This window comes from Bartonella sp. B23 (genome assembly GCF_053793815.1).
Genome location: NZ_CP200033.1, coordinates 206,650 through 222,340, shown reverse-complemented (window position 1 = coordinate 222,340; position 15,691 = coordinate 206,650). Strand labels below are relative to the sequence as shown.

The following is a 15,691-nucleotide window of genomic DNA, read 5'->3' as shown; positions in this document are numbered from 1 at the left end:
TTATTGCTCTAAATTAGATTGTTCCATATACGCCCATCACGTTCCATTAAAAATGTCGAAGCAGATGTCCCCCCCATGAACCAGCTCTATATCCATAAACTGGATGCTTTATTGCTTACCATCCCTCAAGAATATGATCAATCCAATGCCAAACAACCTCAACTTCGTCACGACTCATAAACAGTGTTTGATCTCCGCGAATAACATCCATCAATAGGCATTCATATGCATCAGGATTACGCTGAGAAAATGCAGATGCAAAACTCATATCCAATGGAATATGGCAAAATCGCATACCACCAAAACCTGGATCCTTAATCATCAATCATTGCTTTACGCCTTCATCATGCTGAAGACGAATAACAAGCTGGTTAAAAAAAACTTCATCTGAACTCGCATCAAAAATATTATGAGGGATGGATTTAAAAACCATAACAATCTCGGACATCCGCGTGAACATGCGCCTGCCGGTTCGTAAATAAAAAGGTATATCCGCCCAACGCCAGTTATCAATCTTAACCTTAAGTGCCACAAATGTTTCACTCTCACTAACTTTTTTTCCAAAATCATCAAAATAAGATCTTACGAAAGTGCCATTCAAGATACCAGCAAGATACCGCCCACTTACAGTATATTGCTCTACATCATGAACATCAAGAAGCATTAAAGAATGCAAAATTTTCAACTTTTCATCACGCACGGCATTTGCACTGTTGATAAATGGTACTTACATGGCAACCAGACAGAGTAATTGCAGCATATAATTTTGTACCATATCACGTAGCGCACCTGCACTTTCATAGTATTCTGCACGCCCCTCCAATCCTAAAGATTCAGAAACTGTTATCTGAACATGATCAATACGAAAGATTTGGTCTTCGTCAAATACTTTTGCAAATATATCATTGAGTTCAACTGCTGTTTTTACATCGCGGCCAATAGGTTTTTCAATGATAATCCGTGTTTGCTGCGTCACTAAACCATTTTGCCCTAATCTCATCGCGATGCCACAAAAAAGTTGTGAACTAACCGTTAAACAAAAATCCAGAATATCGACTGGATCTTTTAACAGCGCAAAAGTGAAATCTTGCCATTCCCGATTTAATGTAATATCAACAGAGACATAAGCTAAATGCGCAAGAAAATGCGTAATTTCAATTTGGTTGATGTCTTTTTGTTGAACATATTTTTCTAGAGAAGAACGAACAAAACTTCGATACTCTTCACAACTTAATGAAGAGCGTAAAACCCCAATGATACGCGTTGGCTCGCTGAATTACCCAACACACTGACAATGATAGAGATTAGGTATAAGTTTGCGTGATGCCAAATCGCCATTACCACCAAAAACAATACAATCAAAGGGAGAGACCAGAATAATTTTACTCACCATAAACGTCTATCTTCCCATTCGATTATAAAAGCTTAAACAACTTACAGAAACTCCTATCATCAAAGCAGACGGATATTAAACAAGCCATTAATTTTCTTCATTTTAAACGGTGTTCAGTTAAAAATGATCCATCAAGGAAAACCAATGCATTGCCAAAAATACAAGCGGATAACGCAAAACTCTCCCACCTGGAAAGGATGAAATCTTTAAGTCCTGAAAATACTCAAAACGCTCACGCTTTCCAGTCAACCATTCAGCGTATAATTTTCCCATGAAAGGAGCAAGCATAACTCCATGCCCCGAATAACCACCACAATAAGTTATACCGGAGAAAAGTTGGCGAATATACGGCATACGTTCAACCGTGATAGCAACCGTCGCCCCCCAACGATGAGTTAGATTTATAGACTGTAGATGAGGATAAATTTCAAAAATCTTCTGTCGTATACGTTTATCTAAATTTGTAGGATACTGATTATCATAACTTTCTACTCCACCAAATAATAAACGATTATCAATGCTTTTGCGAAAATAGCGAACCATAAAACGGGAATCATCTACCGATTCTCTTCCTTGAAGAATAGGACTATCTTTTGATAAAGATTCCGTTGCTCCAATATAAGAGCGAATAGAAAAAATATTTTTCTCAACAAAATGCTGAAATCCAAGTTTATATGCATTAGTTGCCAATAAAACATGCTCAGCCTTTATACTACCCTGTTCTGTTATCACTCTATAATGGCTACCATTGCGCTCTATCCTTGTTACTTGCGTCTTCTCATAAAGTTTAGCTCCAGCATTTTTTGCGTTTTTTGCCAATCCAACAACTAGCTTCAGAGGATTTATATGTCCAGTGTTCGCATCATAAATACCACCATGATAAAAAGAAGAACCAAGCCGTTTAACTATTTCATCCCTGTCCATAAAAGTGAGGCTGTAATAGCCATAACGCTGCATCGTTTCAACATGCCGTTGATAAGATGCTAATTCACGTTTTTTATGGGTAACAGAAAGATGTCCTGCCATAAAGTCACACTGACAATCGGGCATTGTACACCAAGATAGAATATCTCTTTTTGCTTCTTCAGCTAAATCAAAAAGTACCTTACTTCGTTCAAAACCATATTTCTTTTCTAACTTTTCTACCCATTGTCGTTGCCCCGTTCCCATCTGTCCACCATTACGCCCTGAAGCACCATCACCAAAACGCGAAGCTTCAAACAAGACAACACTCACTCCAACCTTAGCTAAATGATAAGCAGCTGAAAGCCCAGTAAATCCACCTCCAATAATGATAACATCACACTGTGTTTGTTCATCTAAAAATGGATAAGAGGGACGTTCTTCTAAAGTATCTTCATACCAAGAAATTCCTGGAGAAATCCGATTATGCTCTATCATCGTGATAAACCTCACACATTAAGCAAGAGATATTCACGCTCCCACGGGCTAATCACTTCCATAAAAGTTTCAAACTCTTGTCGTTTTATTGCAGCATAAGTACTTACAAACGCATCTCCTAGGATAGCACGTATTGCCATATCTTGTTCAAATAAGTTGACCGCTTCAATGAGCCCACGCGGTAACTCAATGCTATCAGCATTCACATTGCTTGTTGTTGGTTCATCCGGTTCAAGCTTTTGCTGTAATCCAATAAGGCCGCAAGCTAAAGAGGCTGCGAGAGCTAAATAAGGGTTAGCATCTGACGAAGGGAGTCTGTTCTCAATACGCCGTCCCTGTGGAGCAGAGCGAGGTACACGAAAAGCTGTGGTACGATTATCATATCCCCATCGCAAATTAACAGGTGCTGAAATATCAGGCATGAGACGTCGATAAGAATTCACATATGGAGCAAGCATTACAAGAACCCCCGCCATATGTCTTTGTAATCCACCAATAAAATGGCGAAAACAGATACTTTCTTCACCGCTATTCTGTGTAAAAATGTTCATACCCGTCTTCTTATCAACAACCGATTGGTGAATATGCATAGCAGAACCAGGCTGCCCTTGAATAGGCTTGGCCATAAAAGTTGCATACATACTATGCTTAAGTGCTGCTTCGCGAATTGTTCGTTTAAACATAAAAACTTGATCAGCTAGCTCGATCGGATCGCCATGGCGTAAATTGATTTCAAACTGGCCTGCTCCTTCCTCATGAATGAGTGTATCAATCTCTAGCCCCTGCGCTTCTGAAAAATGATAAATATCATCAATCAGATCATCAAATTCATTCACACCAGCAATCGAATAGCCCTGCCCCCCACCAATTGAACGTCCAGAACGACCAACTGGAGGAACTAAAGGATAATCAGGATCGGGATTTTTTTGTACTAAATAAAACTCAATTTCTGGTGAAACAACGGCTTCTAGATCCATTTGCGTGTAAAAATCAATCACTTTTCGCAAAACATTTCGTGGTGTATAATCCACAACTTGCCCATTTTGATACACAAGATCACAAATTACTTGTGCTGTAGGAGCATCTTCCCATGGCACAATACTTAACGTAGAAAGATCAGGCTCAAGCCGTAAATCACCATCTGTTTTTGGATATTCAAAACCGCGACCATCTTCAGGATAATCTCCTGAAATTGTTGTCATAAAAACAGCTGAAGGCAATGCTAATGATGTTTCTGATGTAAATTTTTTAGAAAGCATCATCTTACCACGTGCTACACCTGCTTGATCCGGCGTAATACATTCAATATCTTCCACATTCCGGAAAGAAAGCCACTGCGAAACCTGTTCCCAATTGTTTACACCACGTAAATTTTTTAGAAAACCAGAAACAGGTTTAGAACTTTTCTTTTGCATCTGTTTACCATTTTTCACAGCCATAATACACCAACTCAAAAAAAAACAGTCAAGCCTCACTCTTACAGCATCGTCTCATACCTAAATGTTACGAAAAAACTTTATCAACTCAATTTTTAAAGAATGCCACAACTTCCATCAAGGTCAAGAAGACCTTGCAACTATTACAATCTTCTTATTATATCAAACATAGTGAAAAAACTGGTACGGTTGGTGGGATTTGAACCTACGACCTCTGGTGCCACAAACCAGCGCTCTAACCAACTGAGCTACAACCGCATAAAAAGTAAACCTATCGTAACTGTTCACTATTTCACAAACACTCAATTCTCTGTTTGTGTGACATAAGGAAGATCAAAAGAGTTTGCAAGCCCCTTTAAAAAAATCTCGCATTTTTTATCAAAAAAAGAGTTTTTACAAAGGAAGATCGTGCTTTGCCCAATGCTCAACACGATAATCACGATAAGCTTTTATATTTTCAACCCCATCTTTCTGTATAAGCTGCAAAATCTCTTTTAGAATCGTTATAACAAGACCAGGCCCTTCATAAACCATCCCACTGTATAATTGAATCAAATCTGCACCAGCTTTAACTTTTTCCAAAGCCGTTTGTGCATCCCCTACACCGCCAACACCGATGATTGCGATCTCCTTACCTAATTTTTGACGCATTTTTGCAAGCACAATAGTAGAACGTTCAAAAAGTGGACGCCCTGAAAGTCCCCCTTTTTCACTACTTAGCAGACTATTTTTAATTCCTTTGCGCGAAAGAGTGGTATTAGAAATAATGAGACCATCAAAATCAGAAAGGTTCATTTCTTCAGCTATATCATCCAATTCTTTTTCTGATAAATCAGGTGCAATTTTTAAAAAAATGGGAACCAGAAATCCGTGCTTTTCTTTTTGTTCATTGCGCACTTTCGAAATCGCAGTCATCAAAAAATGCAAACTGCCACGAGCCTGAAAATCGCGTAAACCTGGCGTGTTAGGTGAAGAAATATTAATCGTGAAATAACTAGCAACATCATAAAAATGGGCAATACCAACAGTATAATCACTAATCTTGTCAACCGTATCCTTATTGGCACCAATATTGATTCCTACAATACCTGTCTTTTTATACGTGTGAAGTCTATCGTAAACAATTTTATGCCCATCATTGTTAAAACCCATTCTATTAATAATCGCTTCATCTTCTCTTAGGCGAAAAAGTCGTGGTTTAAGATTTCCTGCTTGAGGCTTTGGCGTAACTGTACCAATTTCAGTAAAACCAAATCCTAAGCGAAAAACAGCATCAACAACCTCTGCATTTTTATCAAAACCCGCAGCAAGACCAATAAAATTTTCAAATTCAAGACCTGCAACAGTCACACATAAACGCTTATCGACAATCTTTTGATAACTGTTCAATCCACTTTTTAACCCAACAATGGCCAAACGATGTGCATATTCTGGATCCAACATAAATAAAGCAGAGCGACCAATACAACGAAAGAAACCCATCAATCCTTCTCCAAAATAAAACTGACCCGCCGCACCTCACGTAAATCTTTCAACACAAAAGATTTTCAATAAAGATAGCATATCATCTCAACAAGAATGCTTACTCTACTACAAGAAAGTTTATAGTATAACCATAAGAAAGTTTATAATGGCTTCGCCATTTACGTTCATGTTTATGTGTACTGAGCAAAAAAAGAATCTTTCTCACTCTTTCGCAATTGTTTAAACATTAAAAATTGAAATCATCTGTAAAAAACAAAAACGATAATCCCGCAAAATAAACTTCTTTTTCAGTATATTGTCATAAAAAATTTTATAACGTTTTTATAAATTAAGAACGGTTTTCTATTTTTAGCAGGAAAAAGAGATAAGGCTTTTTTGCTAGAAACTTGCCATCACTTTGAACTCCATGAAGATATTCTTATTTTTAAAGCCAAGCAGAATCATGCGTTAGATCTTCTAACATTCCATAATACTCTTGGAAAAAAATCTTAATCTTTGTAATATAATGTAATGCGTACCAAGAAAATAAAAACCGCCCTTTCCTTTTTTATCAAAAGCGGTAGTTAAAACTGTCGTATATCTTTTGTATAAAGGGGAAAACGCAATGCTTAAAGAATTCAAAGAATTTGCCCTAAAAGGGAATATGATTGACCTTGCTATCGGTGTAATTATAGGAGGTGCTTTTGGTAGCTTAGTCAATTCAATTGTCAATGATATTTTTATGCCAATCATTGGACTTATTACAGGTGGGATTGATTTTTCTAACATGTTCATTCAACTTGCAGGTGAAAAACAAGCTACATTAAGTTCTGCTAAAGCAGCGGGAGCAACTGTTAGCTACGGTAACTTTATAACCTTACTTATTAATTTTCTCATTATTGCTTGGGTTCTTTTCCTCTTTGTTAAAGGCATGAATAAAATACGCAGAAAACAAGAAGAAGAGGAAAATTCAACAAAAATGTCTCTAGAAGAACAACTTCTATCAGAAATTAGAGACATTTTGGCCAAGAAAAAATAAATTTATTCATGCCTTTACTCATGGAATACAGGGAAAAACATTTCCACGGTTGTTCCATGATTGGGTTTTGAAAATAACAAAAATTGACCACCACTTTCTTCTACCATTGCCTTGCATATTGGGAGTCCTAAACCAGTTCCAACAAAAACGCTGTCACCAAATCGTCCATCTTTGCGCTCTACTTGACCATAAGGTTGCAATGCCTGCACGATCTCTTCATCACTCATTCCTATACCGTTATCACTCACTGAAATCTTCACGCGTTCTTTCTTTCCATAAGAAACGTGAACAATAATTTGCCCACCCGACGGTGTAAAACGAATGGCATTGGAAAGAAGATTCCATATAATTTGCCGAAATGTCTGTTGTGGTACACCAATAAATGGCACATGAGCTGGAGCAGCAATACGCATTATAATACCATTATGATTAGCCTGTGTTTCAAGAAAAGCGATACTGGCACGCAAACAGGCTACTACATCAAACGCTTTAGCCATAAGAGGCGTTTTGATCTGGTTATTTAAACCAGAATAGGTTGATTTTGAACATTCTAGCAACTGATTAACCAGTGATAATATATGTTTTCCAGATAAGATAATATCACGTAAATACCCACGATAACGCTCATTGTCTATTGAACCAAAGCAACCATCATTCATAATTTCTGCAAAACCAATGAGAGCATTCAAGGGTGTTCGTATTTCATGAATAATTCCAATCATTTTATTCTCTTCTTCTTTTGTATCTGCTGGTAGAATTACTCCTGTCATATTATGTACTATAACAGCATAATTGTCTTGCTGTGCCAAAGGTACAATCGTTATAGAAACCGTTATATTCTTATGACTTTTCGTTACTAACTCAACTGTCTCACAACGATTTAAAAACTGATCTTTTCCTTTCATATGAATGAATTTAAAATACTTTTTAATCAAAGATCGACTTTGCAAAGTAAATAATGATGACAATGGCTGTGCCAATAATTCGTTGATTTCATAGCCAGTTAATGTCAGGGCAGCACTGCTAACCGCTTGAATAATACCTTGTCCATCCAGCCAAAAAATGCCATCAGTTGCTGTATCCAATAATGATAAAATAACTGCTGGTTCTTTTATAAGAGTTTGTTTTATAGAATTTTCCGGCAGATCCTGTGCATTTTGTAACATCTCTATTGTTTTTTTACCAAAATGCTCGCAATCTAAAGATGAATGTAATTCTCCGCGCAATCGTTGTGCAATTTCATGAAACGCTGAACGCTCTATTTCCGAAAGACCTGATGTTTTTTCATTAGGATTTTCATCTTTTTTCCCTTGTTCTTTTTCTTGCATATTCAAAACACCAAAGCCATGAAAATATCCCTCAAGTTGCTGTTTTTAATCAAAAATTGGCATAACAAATAATTGAATATCAAGCCACTCTGAATAATCATCAATAGACCACTGAACAGCCCATTTTCTACAAGATAAAGCTGCTTAATATTTGATACCGTTCATCATTAAATCTACTGGTAAGTTCAACAAAACTAGATATTACAGTGGAAGACCATATAGATCCAACAATTTCAGATAATTCTTGTGAAACATCCAAAAACCAACCACTTTTATTCATTTTTCAAGTAAACTGTTGTGGCAAAAATTCCAGCGTAAAATGAAAAATCCCTTTTTATTCTTCAACTGATCTGCTTTCAATGACATACGCAAAATCAAAAAACTGACTGAGTTTATTTCTAAGTGAATAGTACCAACCCATGTAAACATATCTGCTGTATAAAATGGTTTGACTGATATATCATTATCAACCATCTGTAGCAGCATTGTGACCGTTTCACAAATATAAAGAAAAATGAGAAGAAGACTCCATACTGCTGCATCATCCAAACCAGAGATAAAAAAAATATCTTCTTCTTTAGAGGCTAGAAAAAACGCTTTATTTACGCCAATGACCGAAAATTTATCCACATTCTTTAAATTATTCAACGCAATAGGATTTGCACATTGCACACTGGTATCTTGATTTACTCTACTTGCTCAAAAAACTATTCTCTAACCATAGTTACCACAGAAGAAAAGCCCCAAAAATGTACCGTTGTACCATTTGACAAAAAAATATTTCTAAAATCAGAAAAAAGAACGAAAGCCATCTGTCCTCGCATGAAAGCTTATTTAATTTCTTTGCATTTCACATAATCTAAAAATGTCAAAGATACCTTCAATCCTTCTTTGTATCACCCTATTCTACGCACCAGGATTCTTAATACAAAATATCGATTCTGTTTTGTCACTTCTCTTTAAACTTTTTTAACACTTCACAATAAAAAACGAAAAGAGAACAGTACCCACTTTCATAATACAAAATCAAGCATTAACCTTTAAAATAACAGCCGTCATACATCTCTAAAATCATCTTGATTATTATTGTACTCATTGAGCAAAATTTCACGTTTCCCAACATGATTAGCCGCTCCAACAATGCCTTTTTCTTCCATGCGCTCAACAAGAGAAGCCGCTTTATTATAACCGATTGCAAGCCGGCGCTGAATATAAGATGTCGAACATTTTTTATCACGCATTACAATCTTTACAGCCCGAACATAAAGTTCCTCACTATCCTCATCAAGATTTCCTGTCGTAGAAATTCTAGTAACTGAATTAGCAGACTCCACATCTTTATTATCGTCTTCACTATCGGTTACCGTTGCTAAATAATCAGGCTTTCCTTGTATTTTAAGATGTGCAACAACGGATTCAACTTCTTCGTCAGAAACAAAAGGCCCATGAACACGTACAATACGCCCACCACCTGCCATATGAAGCATATCTCCTTGTCCAAGAAGCGTTTCAGCACCTTGTTCTCCCAAAATTGTACGGCTGTCTATCTTAGATGTTACCTGAAAAGAAATACGGGTAGGAAAATTTGCTTTAATCGTACCAGTAATAACATCAACAGAAGGACGCTGTGTGGCCATAATCAGGTGAATACCTGCTGCACGTGCCATTTGCGCTAAACGCTGAATGGCATTTTCAATTTCTTTACCTGCCACCATCATGAGATCAGCCATCTCATCAACAATCACAACAATATAAGGAAGCTGTGTTAGATCTATTGCCTCTTCATGATACAGCATTTCCCCACTTTCCTTATCAAAACCAGACTGTACAGTACACATGATCGTTTCACCTTTTTGTGCTGCAAGGGCAACGCGTGCATTAAAACCATCAATACTGCGCACACCTAACTTAGCCATCTTGCGGTAACGCTCTTCCATTTCACGAACAGCCCATTTTAAAGCTGTTACAGCTTTTTTTGGATCAGTCACAACAGGTGTTAAAAGATGTGGAATGCCATCATAAACAGAGAGTTCCAACATTTTAGGATCAACCATAATCAAGCGACATTGTTTAGGAGTCATGCGATAAAGAATCGATAAAATCATTGTATTAATCGCAACAGATTTTCCCGATCCTGTTGTCCCTGAAACCAATAAATGAGGCATTTTTGCTAATTCTGCAATGATAGGCTCACCATTAATCCCCTTCCCCAAAGCAAGAGCAAGTTTAAATTGGCTTTCACGAAAAGAACTTGTTTGAATTAATTCCCGTAAGTAAACAATTTCACGCACCGCATTTGGCAACTCAATCCCTATAACATTGCGTCCAGGAACAACGGCAACGCGTGCAGAAACAGCAGACATAGAACGCGCAATATCATCAGAGAGATTAATAACTCGTGATGATTTTACTCCGGCTGCAGGTTCAAATTCGTACATTGTCACTACTGGTCCTGGGTGAACATGGATAATTTCACCCTTAATGCCAAAATCTTCCAAAACACTTTCCAGGAGTCCAGCACCACGCTCTAATGTTTCCTGCGGAACAAGTGTGCCTTCATGCAAAATAGGTTCCTGCAATAAATTTATCGGAGGAAATTCATAAGTGGCATCATTAAAAGATTGAACATTTGAAGTAAAAACAGAATCATAATTGTGTGGCGATATATTAGAAGATCGCAATGTTTTGCCTTTCGGTTTCATTACAGAAAAATCTGTTGAATTTTTCGCGATACTTCCTGTTGCGCACTCAGAAATATTGCTGGTATTTTGTTTTTTTATAGGAGCATCAATCTTGCTTAATCCATCAGCAAAATCTTCAACAATAAGCTCAGAATAACATTTTTGATTCCCTTTAACAGTATTATTCTTTGCATACATTAAATCAGAAATTTGCTCAATTTTCGGAATGCCTTCTGCTGAAGTTTCTGTTGTAATTGCATTGTAAAATTGTGGAAAGCGGTATTCAAGAACACGATAAAGAGCAATAATTGACTCATCAAAGGTAGAAATCGTATCGGATGCAAGCTCATCACTCGCGCAATCAATTGATGTTAAAGATCCATCTGAAATTTTAGCATTAGCCTGTTCTAACATAAAGGATTCACATTCAAAAAATGCGTCATCAGAAAGATGAAAAACAGGCTTCATTTTTCGAATCATATTTTCTATTTGTAATTTACGCTCCTCTGTATCCTCCTTGGGTGGTGCACTAACATCTTGGCATGATAACTGCTTCAAAATCGTTGAACGACAAACTGGTGCTTTATCCTCTATCGGCTGAGAATTAACAACTCTTTTTGTTGTTTTCTTATTACTGTGTGCAATATTTACAGAATTTTTTTGTTCTTGCTTCGTAAAAATTTTAAACTGTTTTGCAAAAATGGGGTCTGTTTCTATGCGACGACGCAAAATCTCAACTTCTGGTGTTCGCGTGAAACGCACATTCTGCCCGAGCGTGAATGCCTTTTTCCATACTTCTGGATAAGGAGACATCTCCGCAATATTAGTAGATAAACTCCCTTCTGATGCACTTTGTACACTCTCATCAGAAAAAGAAGACGTAGGAATCGATTTTTTTTTCGAATTATGCATGATACCCAACAAGCCCATAACAATAAGAACGGTTGCCTCTTCAAAAAAGATACATAAAGACTATAGTACGAAGGTTAATAACCCTTTGCTGACCGTCACTTTTTTAAATAAAAAAATAATGCCGTAATTTCCTTCAACAAGACTTTCTCGATAAACATTGGATAAATTGTAAAATTCATGATGCCATAGAGCTATATTCCTTTTGTTTTGAAAAAACTTTATGATCAAAGAATTGCCAATTATTCTCCTTCCCGCCTATTTTATAAAAACCATGCGTACAGTAATACGAGCGTTAGTATGATAAGCGCTTTTTCAACTTTCTGTGCCTTGTTGTCATGAAACAAATCAATTCCTTTCTTTAATAAAATTATCCTTGTTATTCTTATTTAAAAAGGTTCAAATAGAAAAAATTGAATAAATGGAGAGTGAATCATGCTGAGTAAGCGGAAATTTTATATCAATGGTCTATGGGATGATCCAAGCACTCCCAACGATCTGCATGTCATTGATCCATCAACAGAAGAGGCTTGTGCTGTCATCAGCCTTGGCAGCAGAAAAGATGCCGACAAAGCAATTAACGCTGCTAAAATAGCTTTTCAAAGTTGGAAAACAACCTTGCCTAACGAGCGTCTTGGATTCGTTGAAAAAATTTTAAAAATCTACGAAAAACGCTCAGGCGATATGGCAAAAACCATTTCAATGGAAATGGGAGCACCTATTGATATGGCGCTCAATGCGCAGACAGCAACTGGCAGTTTTCATATTCGAAATTTTATCAACGCTTACAAAAAGTTTGCATTCCAAGACGTTTTAATAGAAGGAAATGAGAAGGCGATTCTTCACTATGATCCTATCGGCGTTGTAGGATTAATTACCCCATGGAATTGGCCCATGAATCAAGTAACTCTTAAAGTTATTCCTGCTCTCTTAGCTGGCTGTACTATGGTATTAAAACCCTCTGAAATTGCTCCTCTTTCTGCTATGCTCTTTGCTGAAATTTTAGATGAATCTGCACTCCCAGCCGGCGTTTTTAATTTAATTAACGGTGATGGTGCCAACGTTGGATCGTACCTCTCTGCTCACCCAAATCTAGAAATGATCAGCTTTACCGGATCAACAAAAGCAGGAAAAGATATTTCTAGAAATGCTAGCAGCACCTTAAAACGGGTCTGTCTGGAACTTGGAGGTAAAGGAGCTAACATCATCTTTGCCAATGCTGATACAGACGCTATTCAACGCGGTGTACGACACTGCTTTTATAACAGTGGTCAAAGCTGTAATGCACCAACACGTATGCTTGTGGAGCAAGCACTCTATAATAAAGCCATTCAAACAGCCAAAGATATTGCTGAACAAACAAAAGTGGGACCAAGCCATCAAGCAGGAAATCATATTGGCCCCGTAGTTTCAAAACAACAATACGATAAAATTCAAAATCTTATTCAATCTGGAATTGATGAGGGTGCAACTCTTGTCGCAGGCGGAACTGGTTTACCGATGGGATTGGAGCGCGGCTATTATGTACGCCCAACAGTCTTCGCCGATGTGAAACCTCATATGCGTATTTTTCGAGAAGAAATCTTTGGTCCAGTTCTCTCGATTCTTCCCTTTAAGACAGAAGATGAAGCCATCGCTTTGGCCAATGACACGGAATATGGTCTTACAAATTATATACAATCACAAGATCGTGACAAATGTCGCCGTATCGCTGTGCAAATACGATCTGGTATGGTAGAAGTTAATGGACACAGTTTACCTGGTGGTAGTTACTTTGGAGGCGTAAAATTTTCTGGACGTGCTCGTGAAGGTGGTCTCTGGGGAATTAAAGAATTTCTTGATACCAAAGCAATCTCATACTGGTAAAAAGATATCATCGCTTAATAGGAATTCTATGGTAACACAACGAATAACAGATGAAAGTGCTCTTGGGCAACGACTCGATCAATGGCTTACGAAAGAATACAAAAATACGCTGTCACGTTCACGCTTGCAAACTCTCATCCGTGAAGGTTGTCTTAGAGTTGATGGTCAGTTAATAAAGGAGCCAAAAACAAAATTAAGACCCCATCAAATTATCGAATTAACAATGCCTATCCTTCGTGATGCAGAACCGAAAGGTGAAGCCATTGCATTAGACATCCTCTTTGAAGATGATCATGTTATTGTCATCAATAAACCAGCTGGTCTTGTTGTTCATCCCGGAAATGGCAATTGGACCGGAACGTTGGTTAATGCCCTTATTTATCACTGTGGTAATAGTTTGTCTGGTATCGGTGGTGTTAAGCGCCCCGGCATTGTCCATCGTCTCGATAAAAACACAAGTGGAGTCATGATTATTGCCAAAAATGACCTTGCTCATAAAAGCCTCAGTATACAATTTTCTGACCATGGACGTACTAGTTCATTAGATCGGCGCTACCATGCCTTGATTTGGGGATCTCCCAGTCGCAATGTTTGGACGATTGATGCATTCCTTGGCCGTTCTCCTCATAACCGAACAAAACAAGCTGTCATCCATAATCAAAATCCGCATGCGCGCCACGCTGTTACACATTTTTCTCTCCTTGAAAAATATGGAACCCATACAGATATGACCTCCTTGGCTAGTCTTCTGGAATGTCGTTTGGAAACTGGGCGTACACATCAAATTCGTGTTCATATGGCTCATATTGGATTCCCACTCATAGGTGATAGTGTTTATGGAAATGCTTTTAAAACAAAATCAAATATGCTTAGTCCCGTAATTAAAAATGCAATCGATCAATTGAACCGACAAGCGCTCCATGCAGTTAGCCTTACTTTTGAACACCCTGTTACAGGTAAAATTATGTCTTTTTCTTCACCACTCCCTCAAGATATGGCTGAACTTATTAAGCATTTAAAAAAAATAGATTGAAACTTTTAGCCTTTTCAGGATTTCACAATAAAATATCTCTTTTTGAACAAAATTAAAAATTATGCTAGAATAAAGTTAGAGGGATATTTATAATATCTGGAAATAGAATTTGCCTTATCAGGGAATTCGTACAAAAGGAGGGTGCTCTATGGCCCATATGAATCTGCTATCAGTCACAACAGGTGACGGAGGATTGAATCGTTACCTAGAGGAAGTACGTCGTTTTCCGATGCTTGAGCCAAAAGAAGAATATATGCTGGCTCAGCGTTATCGTAAACATAATGATCTAAAAGCCGCACATAAATTGGTAACCAGTCATCTGCGTCTCGTAGCAAAAATTGCAATGGGTTATCGGGGTTATGGTCTGCCTATTGGGGAGGTTATTTCAGAAGGCAATATTGGACTTATGCAGGCTGTTAAGCGTTTTGAGCCAGAGCGTGGTTTCCGTCTTGCAACCTATGCAATATGGTGGATTAAAGCATCAATTCAGGAATATGTGTTGCGATCTTGGAGTTTGGTGAAGATAGGAACAACCGCTAATCAAAAGCGTCTATTTTTCAATCTTCGTAAATTAAAAAGTAGGCTTCAAGCGCTTGACAGTGGTGATCTTAATGCAGAACACGTAAAGGAAATTGCAACAAGGTTGAATGTCACAGAAGATGAAGTTATCTTAATGAATCGTCGACTTGGCGGTGACACTTCGCTCAATGCACCTCTGCGCACAAAAGAAGGTGAAAGCGGTGAGTGGCAAGATTGGCTAGTGGATGATTCCAACAATCAAGAACAGATTTTGATTGAACAAAGTGAACTGGAAAATCGTCGTTCTATGCTCATAAATGCTATGGATAATCTGAATGAACGTGAAAAGCGTATATTCAAAGCGCGTCGTTTAAATGATAAGCCTTTGACATTAGAAGAACTCTCAAGTGAATTTAACATCAGTCGAGAACGTGTAAGACAAATCGAAATGCGTGCATTTGAAAAAGTACAAGATTCTATCAAAGCGTCTGTTTTGTCTCAAAGTCAAATGTAGAATCTTCAAAATTAAGTATAGCTCCAATCTCTTGCACTTTCTTAAAAGGAAAAAGGATTGGTGTGTGTTTGATCTATATTTTAACTTGAGATACACAGCCTTTTTGAT

General features: G+C 37.6%; 10 protein-coding genes, 1 tRNA gene and 1 pseudogene. 4 read left to right on the top strand and 8 right to left on the bottom strand.

Annotated features, from left to right (window positions below):
• Positions 1–8: 8 nt before the first annotated feature.
• The 5 genes and pseudogenes from V4B17_RS00890 to V4B17_RS00870 form a co-directional block, all read right to left on the bottom strand.
• Positions 9–1,393 (bottom strand): annotated as a pseudogene (locus V4B17_RS00890) (glucose-6-phosphate dehydrogenase).
• 117 nt (positions 1,394–1,510) lie between these two features.
• The gene (locus V4B17_RS00885) at positions 1,511–2,794 is read right to left on the bottom strand and encodes an NAD(P)/FAD-dependent oxidoreductase (RefSeq protein ID WP_455479646.1); all 1,284 of its coding nucleotides are present in this window, start codon (positions 2,792–2,794) and stop codon (positions 1,511–1,513) included.
• Between the two features lie 11 nt (positions 2,795–2,805).
• The gene (locus V4B17_RS00880) at positions 2,806–4,233 is read right to left on the bottom strand and encodes a glutamine synthetase family protein (RefSeq protein WP_455479645.1); all 1,428 of its coding nucleotides are present in this window, start codon (positions 4,231–4,233) and stop codon (positions 2,806–2,808) included.
• Positions 4,234–4,411: 178 nt separating this feature from the next.
• Positions 4,412–4,488 (bottom strand) — tRNA-His (locus V4B17_RS00875).
• 135 nt (positions 4,489–4,623) lie between these two features.
• Positions 4,624–5,712, bottom strand: coding sequence for a quinone-dependent dihydroorotate dehydrogenase (locus V4B17_RS00870; RefSeq protein ID WP_455479644.1), 1,089 nt, complete (start codon positions 5,710–5,712; stop codon positions 4,624–4,626).
• A 607-nt stretch (positions 5,713–6,319) separates the two neighbouring features.
• On the opposite strand from V4B17_RS00870, the gene mscL reads away from it, so the two are divergent.
• Positions 6,320–6,733 carry a large conductance mechanosensitive channel protein MscL gene (gene mscL / locus V4B17_RS00865; protein WP_455479643.1) on the top strand — a complete coding sequence of 138 codons (414 nt, stop codon included), beginning with the start codon at positions 6,320–6,322 and terminating at the stop codon, positions 6,731–6,733.
• 14 nt (positions 6,734–6,747) lie between these two features.
• On the opposite strand, the gene V4B17_RS00860 is transcribed toward mscL, so the two are convergent.
• The 3 genes from V4B17_RS00860 to V4B17_RS00850 form a co-directional block, all read right to left on the bottom strand.
• On the bottom strand, positions 6,748–8,061 hold the full coding sequence (locus V4B17_RS00860) for an ATP-binding protein (RefSeq protein WP_455479642.1): 1,314 nt from the start codon (positions 8,059–8,061) through the stop codon (positions 6,748–6,750).
• Positions 8,062–8,337: 276 nt separating this feature from the next.
• Positions 8,338–8,733, bottom strand: a complete 396-nt coding sequence (locus V4B17_RS00855; protein WP_455479641.1) for a hypothetical protein — start codon at positions 8,731–8,733, stop codon at positions 8,338–8,340.
• A 383-nt stretch (positions 8,734–9,116) separates the two neighbouring features.
• The gene (locus V4B17_RS00850) at positions 9,117–11,654 is read right to left on the bottom strand and encodes a DNA translocase FtsK (RefSeq protein WP_455479640.1); all 2,538 of its coding nucleotides are present in this window, start codon (positions 11,652–11,654) and stop codon (positions 9,117–9,119) included.
• Between the two features lie 432 nt (positions 11,655–12,086).
• Here V4B17_RS00850 and V4B17_RS00845 point away from each other — a divergent pair, with 432 nt between their 5' ends.
• The 3 genes from V4B17_RS00845 (at position 12,087) to rpoH (ending at position 15,583) form a co-directional block, all read left to right on the top strand.
• Complete coding sequence (locus tag V4B17_RS00845) at positions 12,087–13,517, top strand: aldehyde dehydrogenase family protein (RefSeq protein WP_455479639.1); 1,431 nt, start codon at positions 12,087–12,089, stop codon at positions 13,515–13,517.
• 28 nt (positions 13,518–13,545) lie between these two features.
• On the top strand, positions 13,546–14,550 hold the full coding sequence (locus V4B17_RS00840) for an RluA family pseudouridine synthase (protein ID WP_455479638.1): 1,005 nt from the start codon (positions 13,546–13,548) through the stop codon (positions 14,548–14,550).
• A gap of 148 nt (positions 14,551–14,698) precedes the next feature.
• The gene (rpoH, locus tag V4B17_RS00835; protein ID WP_455479637.1) at positions 14,699–15,583 is read left to right on the top strand and encodes an RNA polymerase sigma factor RpoH; all 885 of its coding nucleotides are present in this window, start codon (positions 14,699–14,701) and stop codon (positions 15,581–15,583) included.
• Positions 15,584–15,691 lie beyond the last annotated feature (108 nt).